The sequence below is a fragment of the Amycolatopsis sp. CA-211722 genome (assembly GCF_056828465.1).
The window spans coordinates 7,493,118-7,514,031 of the sequence record NZ_CP184752.1 but is presented as its reverse complement, the minus strand read 5'-3'; the positions used below and the strand labels follow the sequence as shown (position 1 = coordinate 7,514,031).

The window sequence follows — 20,914 nt, the reverse complement described above, 5'->3', positions numbered from 1 at the left end:
GGTTCCGAGATTTCCGCTTGGTCGATCACGTGGTCATACCGCCGTCCACGGCGAGGGGATGCCCGGTGACGAACGACGCGGCGTCGGAGCACAGCCACGCGACGGCCGCGGCTACCTCCGACGGCTCCGCGAGCCGGCCCATCGGATGCCTGCTGAGCGCGAACTCCTCGGTGACGGTGCCCTGCCGCAGAAGCCGGTCGAGCATCGGTGTACGGACCACGCCAGGACATACGGCGTTGACCCGGATTCCTTCGGCCGCATATTCGAGTGCGGCCGCACGAGTCAAGCCGATCACTCCGTGTTTGGCCGCCACATAGGCGGAAAGCCCCTCGTCCACGCCGATCAGCCCGGCGGCCGACGACATGTTCACGATCGCCCCTCGGGAATCTTGCCGGAGCATCTGCGCCACTTCGTACTTCATCGCCAGGCGGACGCCGGTGAGGTCTACTCCGATGACGCGGTTCCAGTTGTCCTCGGAGGACTCATGAAGCTGGGCACGCTCGCCGTCGACGCCGGCGTTGTTCACGGCACAGTCGAGAGAACCGTAGCGGTCCAGCACTGCGTCGATCATGGACTCGACACCGGCTACGGTGGTTACGTCCGCGACCACGAACGCGGCTTTCCCGCCGTCCGCCGTGATGCTGTCCGCGACCTTCCTGCCGTTCTCCTCGTCGATGTCGGCCACCACCACCGACGCACCGTGTCCGGCCAGCGCCACCGCGGTGGCTTGGCCGATCCCGTTCGCCGCACCCGTCACGAGCACTGATTTACCGGCAAGCATGAGCGTCACCTCCGCACAGAACCGTGACACCTGACCGCCGAATCGTGAAGCGAGGGTTCCGCCGGGTGAAACGACCCATCGGATGAAACGACGTCTCGTGAGGCGGAACGCGCGGTAACACCTTCGCCGGTCTGCTGCCTAGCCTTTGCTGGCGACCGGCCAAGAGTCGGTCGGCCGAGGCGAATCCAGCGGTGGGAAGGGGAAAGACGATGTGTTCGACGGTGACCTTTCCGCCTGTCCAGGTGACGATGTGGTACCCCGAGGCGTGGGATTCGAGGCCCGCTCCGGCGCTCTTGGCGGATGTCGGGGGGCGCCTGCGGGAGTGGGCGAGCGCCGCGACTCTCACCCCGCCCGGCTACCCCGGTGATCTCGTTCCACTGCGGCACGCGGAATTTTTCGCCTGCCACTCCTATCCGGGAGGCGATCCCGAACGACTCGCCGTGATCGCGCGCCTGCTGACCCTGTGGACGATGGACGACGACGTCAGCGAGCGTTGGGGAATCGAGGAAGAGCATGCCCAAGCCGTCCTGGGCGTGCTGCGGGGAACACGTTCGCCGCGCAACGACTATCTCCGTGAGTGGAGTTCGGTGGGCACTGAGTTGCGCGACGGCGGCATGAGTGAAGACTGGCTCCGCCTGTTCTTCGCCGATCTCGAAACCTGGTACAGGAGCGCGCGCTACCCGGAGCGTGGCAAGAGAGAGACACGGGACCAGTACTGGCGGCGTCGGCTTGACGGGACAGGGGCCGTTCCGTGGTTGGACCTTCTCGAGTACGTACACGAACGAGAGCTGACGCCCGCGCAGCGGAACGCCGAACAGGTGCGGAACGCCTACACCTTCGCGGCTCAGGACTACGTGCTGGCGTTCAACGACCCCACTTCAGTGGAGCGGGACGCGGAAGAGCAGGTGCCCAACCTCTGCACGCTGACCGCGAGCGAGCGCTCGATCCCGCCGGCCGAAGCCGTCGCCGAGTTGGCGCGGGAGCATCTGCGCCTGGTGCGAAGGCGGCAAACCGAGGTCGAGGACGCTCGGCAGACGGACCCGGGATTGACCTGGTGGCTCGACCGAGCGTGTGTCCACCACCTCGGCATGGCCAGAGCCCACGTTCCAGACCGTTCGCGCTACGGCGAACTGCAGACCGTAGCCGGTTCATCGTTCCGGATCAGCGTGGTCACCGGCTGACCGTGACGGACAGGTGTTTCACGAGCACGAACAGGAGGACACCCGAATGCTCAGGCAAGACGAACAGATCGCGGAACCGGCGACCGCCCCGGGTTCGCTCCCGGTGATCGGGCACGCCCTGCGACTTCTGCGGCCGTGGTCGTTGCTGCATTCACTTCCCGCCCAAGGCGAGTTGGTGAGGCTCTACATCGGTCGGCTCCCCGTGTACATGGTGTGCAGCCCGAGACTGGTCCACGAGGTCCTGGTGCACGACGTGGACTTCGACCGCGGGGGAGCGGTCTTCGACCAGGTTCGCACCGTGATGGGCAATGGCTTGATCACCTGTGGACATGATCGGCATCGGCGAAGCCGTCAACTCGTGCAACCGGTGTTCAGCCGCGCCCGGTTGCCTCGGTACGCACAGCTGATCGAAGAGCACAGCACTCCGGTGATCGAGTCGTGGCAGGACGGGCAAGTGCTCGACGTCCGGCAGGCGATGCACACGATCATCCGCCGCGTCTCGATCGCTACACTGTTCTCCTCGCGAATCAGCGCCGAGCAGTTCGAGCGGCTGCAACAGGACGTGGGAACGATCGCGGCCGGTTGGCTACGGAGGCTGATCACTCCGCGCTCGCTACGCCGGCTCACCGGCGGGGGGCAATGGACGAGGGCCAACAAGCGTATTCATGAGGCGATCGAAGACTCGCTCCGGTCGGCGGGGCCTTCGTCCTGTCCGGTGAGCGGGGCGACCGCCGACGTCCCGGAGGTGTTGCTGGCGGCCCGGGACGCCGACGGTGACGGCTTCAGCCACGAGGAGATCCATGACGAGCTGATCAGCATGTTCCTGGCCGCTGTCGAGAGCTCGTCCACCGTGCTTTCGTGGACCCTCGATCTGCTCGCTCATCACCCGGAAGTCCAAGAGCGCGCGGCCGAGGAGGTCGATCGGGCACTCGGGGAGCGAAAGCCGGGCTGGTCCGACGTGGATCAGTTGCCCTATTTGAAACAGGTGGTGCATGAATCCTTGCGCCTGCACCCGCCGACCTGGCTCCTGACCCGGATCACGACGCGTGAAACCGTTCTGGGCGGCCACCCGTTGCCCAAGGGCACCAATATCGCCTACAGCGCATACCTGCTCGGCCGCGATCCGGCGGTGTTCCCGGCCCCCGGCCGGTTCGACCCGGATCGATGGGCCGGTGCGGCTCCACCCCGTGGATCATTCGTGCCCTGGGGCGGCGGTTCCCGTTTGTGTATCGGGAATACCGTTTCGCTGGCCGAGATCGTCATCGTGCTCGCCGAGATAGTGCGTTCCTGGCAGTGGAAACCGGTGCGACGCAGGCCCGCGACCGCGCGTGTCTCGATGCTTCACGTGCCGAAGGCGGTACACGTCCGGCTGCGTGCGCGATAGAAGATCAGTGTCGACCCGCGCCGGTACCGGCGCGGGTCGACGTGGAAAATCTGGCGCGATCTTGACAAGATCAGTGTTCTGGTCATGGAAGCGACACTACGCAGAATAGGTGCCTTCGAAGACAACGCGACCTCCGTGACCGCGGACGACATCGTGCGGCGTTGTGGTGTGCAGTCACGGCTGGGTTCCTTGGTCGCGGCGTGGTTGGAGGTGTTGGCTCGCCTCGGAATAGCGAGCCTGGTGGTCCGGCCGCTGGGGCCCGAGCTGCCGCCTCGCCGCCTGCAAACCGACAACCTTCAGGTGCGCATCGCCGATCCGGCGACGAGCCGAACGTTGGAGCCTTGGTTCCGCTTCGTTTCGAAACGCCATTCGAACTGGCCGCTGAGCCAGCTCCGCAAGAACTCCACGCGATCGGCCGCCGCGGATCGCAGCGCCGGATCCAGAAGGGCGGCGATCTTGCCCGTCAACTGATCCTCGCTCTGCCGCTCGAAGTCGTCGATCTCGGCCTGGATCATTTCGGCGGCCGTGTCCGCCGCGGTCTGCAGATCCGTTCCACGTTCCTTCTTGAGGACGACCACGAGATTGTGCACGTCTCCGAGGTTGTACTCCTTCTCACAGGAGAAGAGGTCGTTCATCCACAACGAAGCCGAGGACAGGGAGGCGTCCAGCTCACTGAAGTCTTCCGCGGTGCAGGGGCCTTCGGTGGGAAGCTCCCAGCCCTGTGCCAGTTCCAGCAGATCGAGATAGGGCATCAAGGCGCAAGAACGCAACTCGATGTACTCCGCGATCCCGGGCGTCCGGTCATCGCGGCGGTTGGCCGCCTCGTGGACGCAACGCCCGAGGAACAGCGAAAAGTGCGCGACGAACTTGGCGCGCCAAGCGACGCTCGACTTCGCGCACGTCCGCGCCCAGATGTCCGCATAAGCGCGTGCGAACGAGGAGCCGCTGTGCGCGACTTCCCCGCCGTCCACCGGGAGCCACGACACGACTTCGTCGCACATCTCTCGCAGCCGGACCGGGTCGACGCGGGCTTCGGACTCGTCGAACACGTCGTCCAGGAGCAGGTTGCACGCCATCCATTCGGTCATCAGGTCGAGGGTTTCGGCGTCGGCATGGGGGAATGTCCGGCCGATGAGCGTTCCGATGAGCGAATCGTCGTAGCGCTGCTTGTCCGCATCGGTGGTCACGAGCCCATACCTGCGAACGAATTCTCTCCCGTGTTCCTCCGCGCGCTGCGCGTGAACGTTCAGTCGGGAGGGAAAAGGCATGGTGAACCGGCGGTACTGCAACGACACGGAATTCCCCTTCGGCTTCAGCGAACGTGAATGCGGGCGGTGGAATCGACTCGTGCACGGGCCGGATTCAGGTGGCCGACCTTAGGGCGGAGCGCGACCCGCCCGCCAACGGACGTTCCAGCGGACGGAACGCTCCTGCCGGCGGGTCCGTTCGCCGCGAACGGCGTGCTTGGAGACGTGACTCGCGTGCTTGGAGACGTGACTCGCGTGCTCGGAGACGTGACTCGCGTGCTTGGATGCCGCACACGCGAGTTCCGTCTCCAAGCACGCGAGATCCGGGTCTGAGCACGCGAGATCCGGTCAGGTCGCCTTACCTCACGGGGCGCACGACCGGACCGGGATCGCCAGTACGTACCAATGCACGTCGAGGCCGTAGCGGCGTTCGCCGTGAACCACCGGTACCGGAGGGGTGTCACGCCGAAGGCCGAGAAGGGTGGCCGGCAGCCTCCGGCTTCCCATGTTCGTTTCGAGCGATCGCCGGTTGACGATCGGCGGCTGGGCGAACCTCTCCAAAGCCAATCGGTCGCCGAAAACAGCTCGGTCGACGGGGTCGTGCAGGACCAGCCCTTGGATCGAGTAGATCCAGCCGACGAGGAACCGGATCTCGGCCTCGGCGCATCGCCGGATCACTTCCGTGAATCCGGTGTGCCTGGCGGCCCCCGCCGCTCCCTGCCCCGCCCATTCCGGCAAGACCCCGCCGTAGTCGAACGAGGCCGTGGAAAGTGGGCCGGACTCGGCCATCTCGTCGTACAGCTGGCGGTCGTAGATCTCGTTTCCCGGGGCATCGAGTACCGGGATGATCCAATCACTCCCGGGTAGCCGGTAGACCCGCTGTGCGACGGCTTCGAACCGGCCACCGTCTTCCGCCAGGTGCGGTGCGGCTTCGGCGACGACGTAGTCATCCGAGAGGATCCACCTCCCGATCTCCTCTGTGCCGAGTTTCTCCAGAAAGCCGCCCTCGTCCTCCCACTCCGAGCGTTTCATCTCGAACACGCGCTTCGCTTCGAGAGGGTCTTTGTCCCAGCCCGCGGCCAGATCCAGCATCGCCGAGACGATCGCCGGGGACCGGTGGACCGCGCGATATCTGTCCAGTAGACCTCGGGCGATCTCGCCGTCGTGGTCGCGGGTGACTATTCGGGTGGCCCATCGCAAGGGCTCGGAATCCGATTTCATCGGTCATCTTTCTTCGCGGGCGTTGGAAGTGGACTTCAGGGAGCGAACGCCAGGTACAGGCCCAGCGCGAGGAAGAAGCATCCCGACAGCAGGTCGATCGGGAAGACGATCCGGCGATACAGCCGTTGGAACGGTTCGCTGGAAAAAGCGATCGCGACGAGGCAATACCACGAAAACGCGGACAGTGCCAGCGCGGTGACCGCGGAAATACGGGTGGTCAGTGGCACGGAAAGAGGCAACACGGTCGCTGTCAACGCGCCGAAGAAGAGCATCGCCTTCGGGTTCGTGACGATGGTGAGTATTCCTCGCAGATATACGCGCGAGCCGGAGTGGGCGACCGGGTCCGGCTCGGAATGGTCGGTGGTACGTAAACTGCGGAGGATTCGCAGCCCCAAGTAGCTCAGGTAGAGGCCGCAAGTCAACCGCAAGAGGCGGTACGCCGCTCCCTGCTCGGGTAGGAGATCTCCGATTAGCAGAACAGAGATCCCGGCCAGCGTAGTACTTCCTGAAGCGACACCCATCGCGGCCATCAGGGCGGACTTGCGGGAGGTCGCCGAGGCGGTATGCGCCACGTAGAGGAGATTGGGTCCGGGGGTGACCGCGGCGGCGAAATAGATCCCGACCGTCGCGCCTACCGTGCCGAACAGGGACACGTGAAAACCGAAATGGACGAGTGGGGGAAGCTCGGTGTCGACGAGGCTGACATTTCCCCATTTTAAGGGTGAGTTCACGATTATCGGTGAATGCTGGAGAACAGTAGGGATTTCACTCGCGAAGGGGGCGCCCCGGCGGTGGACCGTCGGCGCCGTTCCAGGGCGTGGTACGAGCGGTAGGCCCCGGCGGACAAGGCCGTCTACCGTCCGAGCATCTGCGGGAATCAGTGAGGAGCCGGACAGTTGTCGAATATCGTCATCATCGGTGGTACTTCCGGGATCGGCCGTGAACTGGGCGAGTACTACGCGGGGCGCGGGCACTCCGTCGTGGTGACCGGGCGGGCCGCCGAACGGGCGGAGAAGGTCGCCGCCGAGATCGGCGGGACGGTACGAGGCGTCGCCGTCGACCTTGCCGAGCCGCAAGGTATTACCGCTGCGCTGGCCGAGGTCGGGCCGGTCGATCGGCTCGCGCTCGTCGGGATCCAGCGTGACCGGAATTCGGTGAAGGGTTACGACGTCGGCGGTGCGGTCGATCTCGTCACGATGAAGCTGGTCGGCTACACGACCGTCGTGCACGCATTGCTGGATCGCCTCACCCCCGAGAGTTCGGTGTTGCTCTTCGGTGGGATGGCCAAGGACCGGCCGTACCCGGGTTCCACGAACATTTCCATCGTCAACGCTGGAGTGCTGGGGATGGTGCGCACCCTCGCCGCGGAGGTGGCGCCCGTGCGGGTCAACGCGATCCATCCCGGCGTGGTGGGGGACAGCCCGTACTGGGCGGGCGCGGCCGACCTGCTCGAAGGCGTGCGGGCCCAGACGCCCTCCGGCCGGCTAGTGACCATGGGCGAGGTCGTCGAGGCCTCGGTGATGTTGCTGGAGAACCGCGGGCTCAACAAGGTGAACCTGACCGTCGATGGAGGCTTCGCCTGAATTCCTCGAACAAACCGACGGGACGTGGCGGTACAGCGGGTCGGGGTGGTCGTGAGTGGCAAAGAGTGTTCTATTGAGGCTAAGGCCAATGTGGCGTGTTGTCTCGCTCGCCGTGCGTCGGCCTCGGGTGTCGCGAAAGCCACTTTCGGGACGTCAGGTGTCCTGAAAGTGGCTTTCGCGACACCTTCGGGCCCCGTCACCTACGACGACCGCAAGACCCGCGGCGAAGGGGACATTCCCTCACGCGATGCGGGGAAAGTCCCCGTCGTCTCGTTCGACAGGACACCTTTGCCCTACCCCTCAATAGAACGTCACTTGCCACTCACGACGTTCGTCGATGCGCGACGTACGTCCCAGGTCTTCTCGTCACCAGGCGCGGAAGCGCACTTGCTGTTCGGGTTCGAGACCGATGTCTTCGCCCGTGATCGTCCGGCCGTTGTGGATGAGAATGGCATAGTGGTCGGGGAAATGGGAGGCGTCGAAGCCGAGCACGGTGCCGAGGAGTTTGGTGCCGATCCAGACTTCGTCACCTTGGTCGAGCACGCCGGCCCGGTCGATTTCGGCGAAGCCCAGGAAGCCGACGTCGTCGATCGGCGCCCCAGGGTCGGTGTGAGTCGTGGTGACAAGCTCGTGGATCTCGCCGGTGCGGACGCATCGGCTCGTGAACGGTTCCAGGCTCATGCCCTGGTCGTCCCGATGGTGTGCCAGCACTTTGACCAGTGTGCCGGTGACCTCGCGCTTCGATCCGTTGTCCCGCAACGGCGCTCCCTTCGATGTGGTTCGACAGGTCAGAGCGGGTTTACGGATCGGCTCGGAAATCGCCGCTCGCGAAACGGCAGAACCTCGCCTCGGCGATCACCACGCGAGCCTTCGTCCGGAGTGGTCGAGACGAGGGATTCGGCGAAGGCGGCGGCGGACAGGCGGGAGATTTCCCGGTGGCGGTGGAGATCCACGACCAGAAGACTGTGTTCGCGGGCGGCGGTCTCCTGCCGCCAGATCAGCTTGTCCGCGACGCCGAGATGCGTGTACCCGGATTTCGCGGGCAGGAGGTCCAGCAGATCCTCCGTAGTGACGCCGTCGTAGTCGGGATCGTCCACCAGCCGGACCTTCGCCGAACTGACGTCCCGCGCCCGCTGGCGAACGAGTTCGCAGAGGTCGTCCCAGGCCCATTGGTCCGCGAAATTCGTGCGTACCACCAGAGTGCCGCGGCCTCTCGGCAGCATGTGGAAACTCCCGTCCCATCGTCGGTTCCGGTCGCGGGTTCCAGCGGATCGCCGCGGCGAGAATTTGTAGCACCGTGGCCGGTGCGCAAAAGGCATTCGGCCTGGGAATGTCGAGCAGGTAGAGGGGATTTCTTCACGAACCCCGGCCGCTGAATATCACTGTGCGTAAGCAAGGTCGGGGCCTGTCGGGTGCCTTCTCCATGTCGGGGGCGATCAGTCTCTCGCTGCTGGGCCAGAAGCTTGTGAGCACTACAGTGGTCCCGGCCAGGTCGGCCGGGCCGCAACGGCAAAGAGTGCAGTTCTGCCAGAAGTTCGGACATCAGCGGCGGTTACGCCGGGTGACCCGTGCCAGGATCAAGCCGTCCCGAATTAGTGATCTTGCTGGAGCGTCTGCTGAACCTGCCGACCGAACCTCAGCGCCGGCGACAACTTCACTTGTCGGCGAGTTCAAGAATGAGGCGAATTCATCATGACATCAGTCGTTGATTCCCAGGCTCGATCGGCCGACGTCCTGCTGGAATCGGCAGGTCTGCCCGCCGGGGATCGCCGGCTTTTCCGGCAGTACGGATGGGGACCCGCTCGCGCCGTTCCCCGCGAAGCGGTGCACAAGGCGATCGAGCGGCACGCCGCCGTCGATCCGGCGGCGATCGCGGTCGAACACGAGGGCCGGGTTCTCACCTACGGAGACCTCGATCGGCAGGCCGATCGGCTGGCCGCCCATCTCGTCGCGCGAGGCGTGCGGGTGGGGGACAACGTCGCCCTGGTCCTGCGACGGGGTATCCCGATGGTCGTCGGCATCCTGGCGAGCCTGAAGGCGGGGGCCGCCTACGTTCCCCAGGACGGTCGTGTCACCCGTCCCGTCGCCCTGAAGCACATCCTCGCCACGACGCGCGCGCGGCTGGTGCTCACGCAGTCCGACGTGCCGGTGACACTCCCGAGTGGACAGACCAGCCTCGACATCGACTCGTTCATGGACCAATGCGGGGACTTCGCGCCCGTGAACGTCGACGTTCCGCCCGAGCGCGGTTGCTATGTCCTGTTCACTTCGGGCACGACAGGGATGCCCAACGGTGTCGTGGTCACCCATGCGAACGTGGTCAATCTGCTTCACTCGGAGCCCGGTGACCTGGGGATCCGGCCGGGCACCGTGGTGGGGCAGATCCTCAGCATCGCCTTCGACATGGCGGCATGGGAGATCCTGGGCTGCCTCACCCACGGCGGCACCCTGCTGATCCGCGGCGACGACATCGAGGAGACGGCTCGCCGGGTGGACGTCCTGGTCGCGACGCCGACCATTCTCGCCTCGCTGGATCCGGACCGGTGCGAACGGGTGCGGACCGTCGCCGTCGCCGGGGAGCCCTGCCCGCGGCCGCTGGCCGACAGCTGGGCGCGGACGAAGACGTTCTACAACGGCTGCGGGCCTACCGAGGTGACGATCGTCAACACGATGCAGGCGCACCGGCCCGACGCCGACCTGCTCACCATCGGCAAACCTTTGCCGAACAACACCGTCTACGTCCTCGACGAGGCCGGCCGGCCTTGCCCGATCGGGGAGATCGGCGAGATGTGGGCTGGCGGTGACTGTGTCTCGGCGGGCTACCTGGCCAACCCCGACCTCAACGCCGCGCGCTACGCGCCGGACCCGTTCCTCGGTGGCGGCCGGATGATGTTCCGCACCCGGGATCTGGCGCGCTGGACGCCCGACGGGCAGCTGGAGCACTTCGGGCGCACCGACGACCAGGTGAAGATCCGTGGCTTCCGGGTGGAACTCGACTCGGTGTCCGCGGTACTGGAGCAGGTGCCCGGGTGCACGAGGGCGGTCACGCTGAAACTCGACAGCCGGACCCTGGTGGCGTTCGTGCAGCCCGCGACGGTCGATCCCGAGGCCGCCCGGCGCGCTGTCGCCGAGACGCTGCCCTACTACTGCACACCGGAAGTCGTCTACCCGGTGCCAGAGCTGCCCATGACGTCGCGGGGCAAGATCGACAAGCGGCTGCTCACGGACCTGGCACGGAACAAGGAGAACGCAGGATGACCGCGCTGGGCGAGCACACGGGGAAGATCGTGCTCCCGGAACCGCTCCCGCCGCTACGCCGGATGTTCAAACATCCGATGCTGATGCACCACAACCGGCTGGCCGTCTCGGTCCTGGTGATCAACCTGGTGGTGCTGGGCTTCGCGCTACCCGGGGGGATCACCGCGGATTTCGCGGCCGACGCCTCGTTGGCCAACTTCACGCTCGCCGTGCTCATCCGGCGTCAGCGCCTGATCAACCTGCTGTTCCGGCTCGCCACCGCCGCGCCGGTGACCTGGCCGCTGAAGGTGCGCTGGACGCTGGGCAAGGTGTATCACTTCGGCGGTCTCCACGTCGGCGGCTCCGTGGTCGGATCGCTGTGGTTCGCGGCTTTCGTCGTGCTGGCCACCGTGCAGGGCGCGCCGACGGCGGTGCTGGTGCTGGCCTACACCTTGACGGCCTTGCTCGTCGGGATCCTCGTCACGGCGATGCCGAAGATGCGCGTCAAATCCCACAACCGGTTCGAATTGACGCACCGCTTCGGCGGATGGCTGACCCTGATTCTGCTGTGGGCCTTGGTCGTGACCCGGATCGTCCACAGTGGAGAACCGCTGCTCACCGCGCCGCAGTTCTGGGCGCTGATCGTGCTCACCGTGGCCATCGCGGCACCGTGGACCCGGTTGCGCCGGGTCCCGGTCTCCATCGAACGGCCGTCGTCGCATGTCGCGCTGACCCGGTTCACCCACGGCCGCAAACCCTTCGCCGGATCGTCCACCGCGATCAGCCGGTCACCCCTGCGGGAATGGCACTCCTTCGCCAACATCCCCGCGCCGGACGAGCACGGTTTCCGGCTGACCATCTCGCGCGCGGGAGACTGGACGGGCAAGTTCATCGACGACATGCCGTCGCATGTGTGGGTGAAGGGAATCACGACCGCGGGTGTCGCCAACATCGAGACCCTGTTCCGCAAGGTCGTCTACGTGGCGACAGGCAGCGGGATCGGGCCCTGCCTGCCGCACCTGCTCGCACAGGAGGTTCCGGCGCTCCTGGTTTGGGCGACCCGGAACCCGCGGGTGACCTACGGGGACGGACTGGTCGACGAGATCCTGGCCGTGCAGCCCCATGCGCGGATCTGGGACACCGGAGCGCACGGGAAACCGGACATGGTCGAGCTGGCTTATGCCGCGTACCGGGATTTCGGCGCCGAAGCGGTCATCTGCATCTCCAACAAGAAACTCACCTGGCAGGTCGTCCATGGTCTCGAACGCCGGGGGATTCCGGCCTACGGCGCCATTTGGGATTCCTGATCCGACCAACCACAAAGGACACATCATGCGAGTGAGGTTCGAACGCGCCGGGCGAGTGGTCTGGGCACACCTGGACCGCCCCAAGGTTCTCAACGCGCTCGACACCGCGCTGATGGAGGAACTGGTCGGCACCCTGAAGCCCCTGGACGAGGACCCGGAGGTCGGCTGCTTCGTGATCACGGGATCGGAGCGCGCCTTCGCCGCAGGCGCCGACATCTCCGAGATGGCGGGCAAGACCGTCTCCGACATGGTGTCGGAGGACTACTTCGGGGGCTGGGAAGCCTTCGCCGCCCTGCGCACGCCCAAGGTCGCGGCCGTCTCCGGGTTCGCCCTCGGTGGCGGCTGTGAGCTGGCGATGATGTGCGATCTCGTGATCGCCGCCGACACCGCGAAATTCGGCCAGCCCGAGATCACCCTCGGGGTCATCCCCGGTATCGGTGGCACCCAGCGGCTCACCCGGCTGGTGGGCAAGGCGAAGGCGATGGACCTGATCCTCACCGGACGGCTGATCGACGCGGTGGAAGCCGAACGTATCGGCCTGATCTCCCGGGCGGTCCCGGCGGACACGCTCCTCGCCGAGGTCACCGAGGCCGCCACCCGGATCGCGGGGTACGGCAAGATCGCCGCGATGGCGGCCCGTGACTGTGTCGACCGGGCACTCGAGACGGGGCTCGCGGACGGTATCCGATACGAACGCCGCGTGTTCCACTCGCTGTTCGCCACCGCCGACCAAAAAGAAGGAATGCAGGCTTTTCTGGAGAAGCGGAAGCCGTCTTTCGAGGGACGTTGACGCTCGACCGACCTGTGTATGGGTGGTTTCGGGATGGGGGCGGTCCGGAGGCCGGGGCATTTCACAGGGCTCATCTTGCTGTGTCGCGAAAGCCACTTTCGGGACGTGTGGTGTCCTGAAAGTGGCTTTCGCGACGCGCGATGCTGCCGGGGCCGTTGGGTTGGGGGTGGTGGTGTTGCGAAAGCCACGTTCGCAACCTTCAGCGTTGTGAACGTGGCTTTCGCAACGTGCGCTGGGTTGATCGAGGCTGTGGCGACCGCCTGGGCTCATTGTGCGGTGTCGCGAAAGTCACTTTCGGGACGTCAGGTGCCCCGAAAGTGGCTTTCGCGACGCGCGATGCTGCCGGGGCCGTTGGGTTGGGGGTGGTGGTGTTGCGAAAGCCACGTTCGCAACGTGCACTGCGCTGACCAAAGCCGCGGCGACCACGTCCAGCGGTAGACCACGTGACAGACCCGGTAGGTAACCAAATACGAGTCCGCCGGCAGCCGAATCGCCACTCACAACCTCCGCTTACGCGACTTCATCAGGACCCTGATCCATGTTCGTGAGGGAATACCCTTTGTGCAGAAACCTTCGAATCGGGATGAGCACGTGTCGTTCAGCTCCGGTTAATCCGTCACCGGACGCACGGAAACATTCCCGCGCCATGCTGATGGCATGACCACGTCGTTGCTTTCCGCGAACGTGCCCGAACTCGAGCGGTACGCCCGTCACCTCGAATCCGTGACCTCCGCCGACCTGACCGGCGTCGCCAGGGGTATCTCCGGGCTCGGCGGTGGACAGGTCGGCGCGTTCGGTGTCTTCGCCGCCCAGGCGCTCGGTGTTCCCTGCCGGGTGGCCCTCGCCGGGCTCGGCGACCAGGTGACCGACCTCGCCACCCGGATCTCGGAGCTCGCTGGTGCGGTCCGCGACGCCGCGCACGACGTCGAACGCACTGACGAGGAGAACGCGGCCGAGTTCGCCCGTTTCGCGTGGCGCTGATGGGGCAGCTGCAGATCGACCCGGCCACCTGGTCGGCCGGAGCCGGGATCGTCGACACCGGCAACTATCTCGCGACGACCATCAGGCAGGCGCACGACCGCGATCAGGCGGTGGTGGCGGCGGAGCTCGGGATCGGTGTCGTCGCACTGACCCTCGACACCGCCGCCATGGTGCTTGACCCACTGGGCAAGCTGATCGCGGCCGGTCTCGGCTGGCTCATCGAGCACGTAGCTTTCCTCCGGGCGCCGTTGGACCTGCTCGCCGGGGACCCACCCGAGATCAAGGCCATGGCGGACCGGTTGCACCGGCACGCCGAGGACGTCCGCCTCGCCGCCGAGGACCTGGACAAGGCCACCCGGACCGCGACGGGCGACTGGGAAGGCGAGACAGCGGAGTCCTTCGCCGACGTGTTGTCCGCCTTCCGCACCCGGCTGGACTCGGTCAGCGAGTCGATCGAAACGGCCGGGTACGTGGTGGAGACGACCATGGCGGTGATCGCCGCGGTCCGCGCGCTGGTACGGGACATCATCACCTCGGTCCTCGGCGACATCATCGCGACCGTGGTGGTGGCCCTCGCGCTCGCGCCGTTCACGTTCGGCGCGTCGCTGGTCATGGGCACCACCCGCTGCGTCGTGCTCGCGGCGCTCGGGGTCACCAGTACGCTCGCGAAGATCTCGCTGTTGCGGGGCTTCTGCGGCCGCTCGGCGAGCCGACTCGACGAGCTGGCGGCTCCCGCGCCGGCGGCGAACCCGCGCCCGCCGGCCCCCTCCAGTTCCGCGCTGGCGAACTTCGAAGCTCCGTGGCTGAAGAAGCACGAACAATGGCTCGCGGGGCACGGACTCGCCGACCCGAGGCGTAAGGCACGATTCCTCGAACACTGGATGCGACAGCACCATCCGGAGACGTTCCGGGTGCTGAAGTCGCTCAGTGACGCGAAAAGCAGTTCGAACTACGTCGGCTTGGCCGACAAGGCCGCGATCACCTTCGGACGGCAGATGACCGACATCCGCAGCCAGGCGGAAGCGGCCTGGCAGGAATCGGAGAAGCAGTGGAACGCCGCGCATCCGGACGCGGCAGTCGCATCAGGGCGGTGATCACGGCTCCGGATCCGGCGCGCGCAGGCCGATCGCACGCAGGCCGTCGGCGTCGGTCCGGAACGAGACGAGCTCGGAAGCCGTCCTTTCCCTGGTCCAGTCCGCCCGTGCGGCACCCCGGTACTCGGGGGTGATCCGCCAGGTGACCTGGGCGCGAACCCGGTACAGCGGGCCGGTCGTCTTCCCGGTCTGTTCCGAGACGACTCCGCTGGAGCCGACGCCCGTGGTGTTCATCCAGCCCAGCACCGGCCCGACCGCCCGGACCTCCGGAAGGTCGACCAGCGAGGTACCGGGGATCAGCCCCTCCGCGATGCTCTTGCCCGCCGTGGCCGTCTTCGGGAAGAGACTCGCGTTGAGCGTGCCGAACAGGGTGCTCCACATCGGCCCGGTCGTGGTGTCCTGACGGACTGACCGATCCTCGACCTCGGTGACCGCGATCTCGGCGGCGTCCTTGGCCGAAGGCCGAACCCATGCTTCGGCGAGTTCCGCGCGGATCACCAAGGCCGACAACGGATTCCGCTGGGTGAAGCCTGCCGCGTAGAACGGGTCCGCGTCCAGCCCTTCGATCCGGTGGCCCGCGTTCGTCAGTGCCTCGGGGAGTGCGGCGGCGAGGGCCTCCGGGGAAACGGCGCTCGCCAAGACGTCGCGGGCGGCGGCCGCTTCCGACGGCACCCGGGGAAGCTGGGCGCCGGTCTCCTCCGCGACCTGCACACCTTCGAGGATGTCCGTCACGACATTGGCGACAGCACCACCCAAGACATCGACGTAGGCCTTCGCGGGTAAGGATCCGATGACACCGGCGGGAACCTCTTCGCCGATTTCCGCGACGAGGGTGCGGCTTCGTGCCGAATCCGGCAGCAGAAGGTCCGGTGCCCGGTACAGCGTGGGGGTCCCGGTGAAGAAGTCGGTCAGGCCGCCGGTGAACGAACGGACTGCCCGGCCCAGACGCGCCGTCCGGCGCAGCTCGACGGTGAACTCGACGTCATGCCGGTAGACAGCCGCGTCACCGGAAAGGGTCGCGGTTCCGGTCGTCTGGGTCTTGCCGGTCTCCGTCGTGGTGAGTGTCGTGTTGCCGGACAGACCGCTCTGGCCCGACGGGTTGATGCCGCGGATCAGTTTGTGCGGCAGGTACAGCGGCATACGGAAGGCGAAGTTGGCGCTGTGGGACACGGTTTCGGCGTGGACCTGGTCCTGGGACTTCGCGTCGCGTGCGGTGAGCACGTCCGACCAGCCCTCCGTGGTCCGCTCGAAGACACCGGGCAGCACCCGGGCCTTGAGGACGAGTTCGATGTCGGTGGCGCCGAGAGGGCCCGCGAAGGAGTCGTTCCAGCTCCGGCCACCCGCGACGAGCCGGGGCATCAGCTCCTCCAGCCGCCGGGGCGCCAGATCGGGCAGGACCTGGGTGAGCAGGGCGTCCACGGCTCGCCGGTCACCGGCCCCGAAGACCAGCTGCCCGGCCTTCGCTCCCGCCCACGAAGCCAGGGCGAACCAGGACGGCGGCGCGGCGGCGGGCGTGACCAGCTCGGACAATCCCCGCTCGATCGACCCGATCAGCCGCCAGGTGGTCTCCGGCCGCACGGACATCGCGTCGCCCGGGTCGTAGGCGTGGGGCCGCAGGAGCCGGTCGTCCGTGAGGGACGCGGTGACGGGACCGTCGGTCTTCAGTCCGAGCTGGCCGATCTCCTCGGCCGGGACCCAGAGCTGGACGGTGTCGCGCCGGTGAGCTTCGGCGTGGACCGGGGCACCCGAGGTCGTCGAGTCGTAGGGGCCTGCTCCGAAGTGCCGGTGCTCGCGGGCGGAAAGGTGCACGGTGGCGTCGTAGGTGACCAGATAGGCGTCACCGGAGTAGGTCGTGCGCCGGGACCGTTCGTGTTCGGCGCGGTCGGTGACGCCGTGGGACTCGCTCCCGAACCGTCCGTATCCCAGTTGCGGGAAGGAGTACAGGTTGCCTTGGGAGTTTCCCGCGATGCCCGTCCGGCCGTTGCCGTAGGTGTATCCGCCCCGGGTTCGCTGGACACCGTGGGAAAGGGAGGTCCCGGTGCTCGCGGTGAAGGTCAGGGTGACTTTCCGAGGCGGCCCTTCGACGCGCGGATTGAACAGCTCGATCGCCAGGCCGGCTTCGCCCAGCCGTTCCCCGAAACCCACGAAGTCGCCCTCGCTCCGGCCATAGCGGTGCAGGGGCATCCGGTAGGTGCCGGTCACGACCTGGTCGAGATCGGCGGCCAGCCGGTCCCTTCCGGCGAACATGTGGAGCTGGTGTTGCGCCAGGTGCTGACCCGTGAGGCCGTCGAACATCTTGTTCGCCAGGTAGCCGGCGATCCCAGGGGGAAGGTCGAGACCGTGGACGGCGAAGTGGTCCGGCAAGGTGCCCGGTGTCCAGTCACGCGGAGCGGTCGGTGTGGCGCTTTCGACCCTGGCGAAGGGGGTGTTGCCGTCGGCGCCGGGTGACTCGAACGACGTTCGGCCGCCCACCGTCGTCTCGGCCAGTCCTCCGGACACGAAGAAGGTCGTCGACCGGGCACCTTCGCGGATCGTCACCTGATATCCGACGTGGCGGGAATGACCGGTGACGCCCGCGGACGACCAGCCGTGTCCCTGTCCCGATTCCTTCGTGACGCCAAGTTGTTTCGACACGTTGCCGAACGACCGGTTGGCGCCCCCGGACAGCTCGTAGCTGCGCACCATGGCCGCCGAACCGGCGCCGATCACGAGACCGCCGCTTCCTCCGGCCGTGACGGACCCTTCGACCGAGGCCGTCTGCTCGATCTTGCGTTTGCCGGAGACCTCACCGCTCAGACCGTCCCGGGGTGCCTCCCGGACGTCGTCGCCGTGGCGGTGCCCGGACGGCGCCCCGACGGCACGGACGAGGACGTGGACGAGCTCGGAGGAGCGGTTGGTGAGGTGATGGGTCTCCCGCACGAGCAGGAACGACAGGCCGTCGCCGTTGAGGTCGGCCGAGCGAGCCTTGAAGCCGTCGGGGGAGACGAGGCTGTCCAGCAGTGCGATGTTGTCGGCTGAAGAGCTGTGTCCGGTGCGGCCGTCCTGCGTGCGCAGCACGCCTTCGGGAAGCCGCCTGCCGAGTTCGGCGCGGACGTTCTCGGCGCCGGGGAATCGTGTCTCCGCCGCGCCGAGAATCTTGCGCGGGTCGAAGGTGGCGGTGGCGACGCCGTCGGTGGTGGCCGGTTCCGCCACCACCGACCATGTGGTCCGGCCCTCCGGGACGAACTGCTGGCCGCGCACCTCGCGGCCGTCGTCGAACCGGACGCGGATGTCGTAGGTGACGTCGCTGATCCGCGCCCGCAGTTCCCCGGTGGAGGCCCAGGTCGTCGACGCGGTGGTCTCCTCGGTGCGGGTCGTCTCACGGTTCTCCGCGGCGGACCGGAAGCCGCTGACGTCGAACCGGAAATCGAGCCGGTCACCGAAGATCTCACTGGGCCTGTCGTGGATGCTCCACAGGAAACCGAATCCCAGCGAACCGTTGACGTCGAACGGACTTCGCGACGTGACCGTGGCGGAGGTCTCGGCGCGGTGACCGCGGCCCTGGGCGCTCACCGTGCCTTCCTTGGCGGCGTCGCCCTCCGATCGCGCCTTGGCGATGTGGTCACGGGCGTCGGACATGACGGCGGACAGTTCGACGACCGCGGTGAGCGCGCCGCCGGTGGCGCGCGGGAGCCGCAGGCTACGCGACAGCGTGCCACCGCTCAGCAGCCTTTCGCCTGCCTGGGACAGCGTCGCGCTGCCGCTGAGTGACCGGAGGTCGGTGCGCGGCGCCGAACCGGGCGTGTTCATCGCCGCGGCCCAGGCGGGATCGTGCCTCAGCAGGTCCCCGATCGCGGTGAACAGCCGGCGATCGCCGCTGAGGAAGGTGGCCCGCGGCCCGGCGGGCCCGCCGGATCCGTCCGTGACCGGGTGCAGGTAATGCAGCGCTTCGGGAACGCTCAGCCCGACACCGCCCGGCTGGGTTCCCAGCGCGCTCTCGTCCGGCAGGCCGGGCCGGGCGAGGGTGATGGTGTGCTTCAGGTCGAACGACTCGCCTGTCCAGTTGTCCGGCGGGGTCACCGAGGACGAGGTCTGCAGTTCGTCGGTGGCGGCGGTCCGCCAGCCGGGCAGCGACGTGACCCCCTTGACGCCGATCGAGGGATCGATGGTCCGCCAGGTGAGCGGCGGGGTCGCGACCGGGGCCGAGACACGGTCGGCGAGCGCGCCCTGCCGTCGCGGGGCGGAAGCGGCGTCCTGGGTCGCGGTGCCGTAGGCGCCACCGGAGACCATGTTGGTCGCTCGTGCCGGATCCGGCGAGCCGACGGTGCCGACGCCCGTGGCCGCCGCGGTGTTGTCGGCCGGACCGCCGCGGACGACCAGCTCGACGGCGTCCGGCCCGTGCCCGTCCGTCACGACATAGCCCTCGTGCGCGAACAGCTTGAAGTTGTCCCGCAACGTCAGGTCGGTCAGCGCGTCCAGGATGCGTTCCGTCCGTGCGGGCGGAACGTCGGCGGTCGTGAGCAGCTGCCGTACGTCCGCCCGGATCGCGGTTCCGTCCACCGATGCGGCGACCACGCCGTTGGCGCGCGCGAGTGTGCGCACGTGTTCGGTCTTCGCGGACTGTGGCGGGGCGAGGGGCTGCAGTTCGACGTCGGGCGCCAGAAAGGATTCCAGGGCCGTACTGGACGAACTCGAACCGGCGTGATTCGAAGGCCCGGCCTCGTGCCGGCTGTTGGAAGGCCCCGCTTCGGTCTCGGGATACCACTCGGACCGGGTCGCCGGGGCCCCGCCCGGCATCCCCGTGGTCCGCCGGGTCCCGAGCTCGTCCGCGAGAATCGAGGAACTGGCGACCGCCGTCTTGGAGTCGGTGTGGTGGATCTTTTCGGCGACGACGTCCTCGACGTCGTTGATCAGTTCCCGCAGTTGCCATACGGGAGCGGTCGCGACGCCGTCCAGGATGACCGGGATCCGGTGGTGCCGCGAAACGATGTGCGCGGCCTGCGCGTAGATCTCCTCCGCGTCGGTCTGGCGGAGCTTGCCCAGTTTCCGCCGGGCGCGTTCCGCTTCGGCGGCGACGCGATCGCCCCGGGTGTAGGCGGGCGGCGGTGGTTCTTCACGGGGTGCGGGGATGAGCAGCTGATGGCCTGGCGGCAGAGCGTCGCTGTACGCGGGCAAGTACTGCTTCGGCCCTTCGTTGTTCGCCGTTCGCCCGCCGGAACCGCCTGCCGCGCCGAGGAAACCTCCCCAGACGCCGCCTTTGCCGCCGGTCGCCAGATTGGCGAAGACGTTGCCTGCCGGTGTGGCGATCACCTGGCCCGCCACGTCGCCCAGCTTGCCCGCGATCAAGGTGCGGGGAGCGAAGACCTCGCCGGTCTTCCGTTCGCTCCGGACGAGCGCGCGGACACCTCTCGACGCCCCGTAGGCGACCCCTGCGGCGGCACCTCCGCCCATGCCGCCGAGCGTCGAATAGCCGACCGAAGACCAGTCGATCTCGTCCCGGTCGGAGAACAGCATCTGTCCTATTTGGACACCGAGGTCGAGGCCGCCCATGAACGCGCCGCCGGTGCCCGCGAGTATGGCGACGTTCTTGGCCAGATGCCCGGTCGCGACGGCGAGTTGCTTGACGGTGAGGCTCGTCATGCTCGTGATGAGCTTCTGCAGCACCGCCCGCAGCCCGACCTGTGCCGCCGCTTTCACTGCTGGGACGAGGAAGAAAAGCAGGGAAGAGAGCAAGGTGATGACGGTGGTCAGGGCCAGTGCCGCCATCGCGACGAAGATGATCTTCGTCTTCTGGATGTTGAGCGCCGCCGTCTTCGCCATGTCGGCGAGGTCTTCACTTCGTTCGGCCAGTTCGGTCAGTGCCGCCGAGACGTCACTCCGCAACCGCGTCGACCCGACCCGCGCGACGTCGCCGTCCATGGCGTCGTCGACCAGCCTCGCGCCGACCGCCACCGCGTCTTGGTATGCGCCGAGGGCGTCGGCGAAGTCCTGCCATGCGGACTGGATCGAGCGCAGGCCCGACTCGTCGGACTCGGGCCATTCCATGCCCAGGCCAATCCGGAAGAAGGACTGCAGCTCCGGCGGTAACCGGACGCCCCCGCTCACTGGGCACCTTCGACGCGCGTCACC

At 67.3% G+C, this 20,914-nt stretch carries 15 protein-coding genes; 8 read left to right on the top strand and 7 right to left on the bottom strand.

From position 1 onward, the window contains the following. Positions 1–25: 25 nt before the first annotated feature. Complete coding sequence (locus ACOCEP_RS34695; RefSeq protein WP_482333651.1) at positions 26–781, bottom strand: glucose 1-dehydrogenase; 756 nt, start codon at positions 779–781, stop codon at positions 26–28. 440 nt (positions 782–1,221) lie between these two features. Here ACOCEP_RS34695 and ACOCEP_RS34690 point away from each other — a divergent pair, with 440 nt between their 5' ends. Both ACOCEP_RS34690 and ACOCEP_RS34685 read left to right on the top strand, forming a co-directional pair. Beyond that, the gene (locus ACOCEP_RS34690; RefSeq protein ID WP_482333649.1) at positions 1,222–1,962 is read left to right on the top strand and encodes a terpene synthase family protein; all 741 of its coding nucleotides are present in this window, start codon (positions 1,222–1,224) and stop codon (positions 1,960–1,962) included. 46 nt (positions 1,963–2,008) lie between these two features. Further along, positions 2,009–3,346, top strand: coding sequence for a cytochrome P450 (locus ACOCEP_RS34685; RefSeq protein ID WP_482333647.1), 1,338 nt, complete (start codon positions 2,009–2,011; stop codon positions 3,344–3,346). A gap of 296 nt (positions 3,347–3,642) precedes the next feature. Here ACOCEP_RS34685 and ACOCEP_RS34680 read toward each other — a convergent pair whose 3' ends face one another. From ACOCEP_RS34680 to ACOCEP_RS34670, 3 genes are all read right to left on the bottom strand, one after another. Then, positions 3,643–4,533 (bottom strand): terpene synthase family protein, encoded by an 891-nt coding sequence (locus ACOCEP_RS34680; RefSeq protein WP_482333645.1) that lies wholly within the window; start codon positions 4,531–4,533, stop codon positions 3,643–3,645. A gap of 423 nt (positions 4,534–4,956) precedes the next feature. Beyond that, the gene (locus tag ACOCEP_RS34675) at positions 4,957–5,814 is read right to left on the bottom strand and encodes a hypothetical protein (protein ID WP_482333644.1); all 858 of its coding nucleotides are present in this window, start codon (positions 5,812–5,814) and stop codon (positions 4,957–4,959) included. A gap of 35 nt (positions 5,815–5,849) precedes the next feature. Further along, positions 5,850–6,467, bottom strand: coding sequence for a LysE family translocator (locus ACOCEP_RS34670; protein ID WP_482333640.1), 618 nt, complete (start codon positions 6,465–6,467; stop codon positions 5,850–5,852). A gap of 243 nt (positions 6,468–6,710) precedes the next feature. On the opposite strand from ACOCEP_RS34670, the gene ACOCEP_RS34665 reads away from it, so the two are divergent. Beyond that, the gene (locus ACOCEP_RS34665) at positions 6,711–7,397 is read left to right on the top strand and encodes an SDR family NAD(P)-dependent oxidoreductase (RefSeq protein WP_482333638.1); all 687 of its coding nucleotides are present in this window, start codon (positions 6,711–6,713) and stop codon (positions 7,395–7,397) included. A 366-nt stretch (positions 7,398–7,763) separates the two neighbouring features. On the opposite strand, the gene ACOCEP_RS34660 is transcribed toward ACOCEP_RS34665, so the two are convergent. Together ACOCEP_RS34660 and ACOCEP_RS34655 are read right to left on the bottom strand one after the other, a co-directional pair. Further along, on the bottom strand, positions 7,764–8,156 hold the full coding sequence (locus ACOCEP_RS34660; RefSeq protein ID WP_482333636.1) for a DUF6917 domain-containing protein: 393 nt from the start codon (positions 8,154–8,156) through the stop codon (positions 7,764–7,766). Positions 8,157–8,185: 29 nt separating this feature from the next. Next, complete coding sequence (locus ACOCEP_RS34655) at positions 8,186–8,620, bottom strand: DUF6924 domain-containing protein (RefSeq protein ID WP_482333634.1); 435 nt, start codon at positions 8,618–8,620, stop codon at positions 8,186–8,188. A gap of 469 nt (positions 8,621–9,089) precedes the next feature. Here ACOCEP_RS34655 and ACOCEP_RS34650 point away from each other — a divergent pair, with 469 nt between their 5' ends. From ACOCEP_RS34650 to ACOCEP_RS34630, 5 genes are all read left to right on the top strand, one after another. After that, positions 9,090–10,655 (top strand): amino acid adenylation domain-containing protein, encoded by a 1,566-nt coding sequence (locus ACOCEP_RS34650; RefSeq protein WP_482333632.1) that lies wholly within the window; start codon positions 9,090–9,092, stop codon positions 10,653–10,655. Further along, entirely contained in the window at positions 10,652–11,941 is a 1,290-nt protein-coding gene (locus ACOCEP_RS34645) for a ferredoxin reductase domain-containing protein (protein ID WP_482333630.1), read from the top strand. The genes ACOCEP_RS34650 and ACOCEP_RS34645 overlap by 4 nt, the downstream gene beginning before the upstream one ends. 25 nt (positions 11,942–11,966) lie before the next feature. Further along, positions 11,967–12,731 (top strand): enoyl-CoA hydratase-related protein, encoded by a 765-nt coding sequence (locus ACOCEP_RS34640; RefSeq protein WP_482333628.1) that lies wholly within the window; start codon positions 11,967–11,969, stop codon positions 12,729–12,731. A 657-nt stretch (positions 12,732–13,388) separates the two neighbouring features. Next, positions 13,389–13,712, top strand: a complete 324-nt coding sequence (locus tag ACOCEP_RS34635; RefSeq protein WP_191259947.1) for a hypothetical protein — start codon at positions 13,389–13,391, stop codon at positions 13,710–13,712. Then, positions 13,712–14,806 (top strand): WXG100 family type VII secretion target, encoded by a 1,095-nt coding sequence (locus ACOCEP_RS34630; RefSeq protein ID WP_482333626.1) that lies wholly within the window; start codon positions 13,712–13,714, stop codon positions 14,804–14,806. Before ACOCEP_RS34635 ends, ACOCEP_RS34630 begins: the two co-directional genes overlap by 1 nt. Here the strand turns inward: ACOCEP_RS34630 and ACOCEP_RS34625 are convergent, their stop codons facing one another. Further along, on the bottom strand, positions 14,807–20,890 hold the full coding sequence (locus tag ACOCEP_RS34625) for a WXG100-like domain-containing protein (protein WP_482333624.1): 6,084 nt from the start codon (positions 20,888–20,890) through the stop codon (positions 14,807–14,809). Positions 20,891–20,914 lie beyond the last annotated feature (24 nt).

What these genes read in the sequence shown, in the direction of transcription:
- ACOCEP_RS34695 (WP_482333651.1), bottom strand. Translation starts at nt 781, where the DNA reads ATGCTTGCCGGTAAATCAGTGCTCGTGACGGGTGCGGCGAACGGGATC.
- ACOCEP_RS34645 (WP_482333630.1), top strand. Translation starts at nt 10,652, where the DNA reads ATGACCGCGCTGGGCGAGCACACGGGGAAGATCGTGCTCCCGGAACCG.
- ACOCEP_RS34675 (WP_482333644.1), bottom strand. Translation starts at nt 5,814, where the DNA reads ATGAAATCGGATTCCGAGCCCTTGCGATGGGCCACCCGAATAGTCACC.
- ACOCEP_RS34630 (WP_482333626.1), top strand. Translation starts at nt 13,712, where the DNA reads ATGGGGCAGCTGCAGATCGACCCGGCCACCTGGTCGGCCGGAGCCGGG.
- ACOCEP_RS34655 (WP_482333634.1), bottom strand. Translation starts at nt 8,620, where the DNA reads ATGCTGCCGAGAGGCCGCGGCACTCTGGTGGTACGCACGAATTTCGCG.
- ACOCEP_RS34635 (WP_191259947.1), top strand. Translation starts at nt 13,389, where the DNA reads ATGACCACGTCGTTGCTTTCCGCGAACGTGCCCGAACTCGAGCGGTAC.
- ACOCEP_RS34650 (WP_482333632.1), top strand. Translation starts at nt 9,090, where the DNA reads ATGACATCAGTCGTTGATTCCCAGGCTCGATCGGCCGACGTCCTGCTG.
- ACOCEP_RS34685 (WP_482333647.1), top strand. Translation starts at nt 2,009, where the DNA reads ATGCTCAGGCAAGACGAACAGATCGCGGAACCGGCGACCGCCCCGGGT.
- ACOCEP_RS34640 (WP_482333628.1), top strand. Translation starts at nt 11,967, where the DNA reads ATGCGAGTGAGGTTCGAACGCGCCGGGCGAGTGGTCTGGGCACACCTG.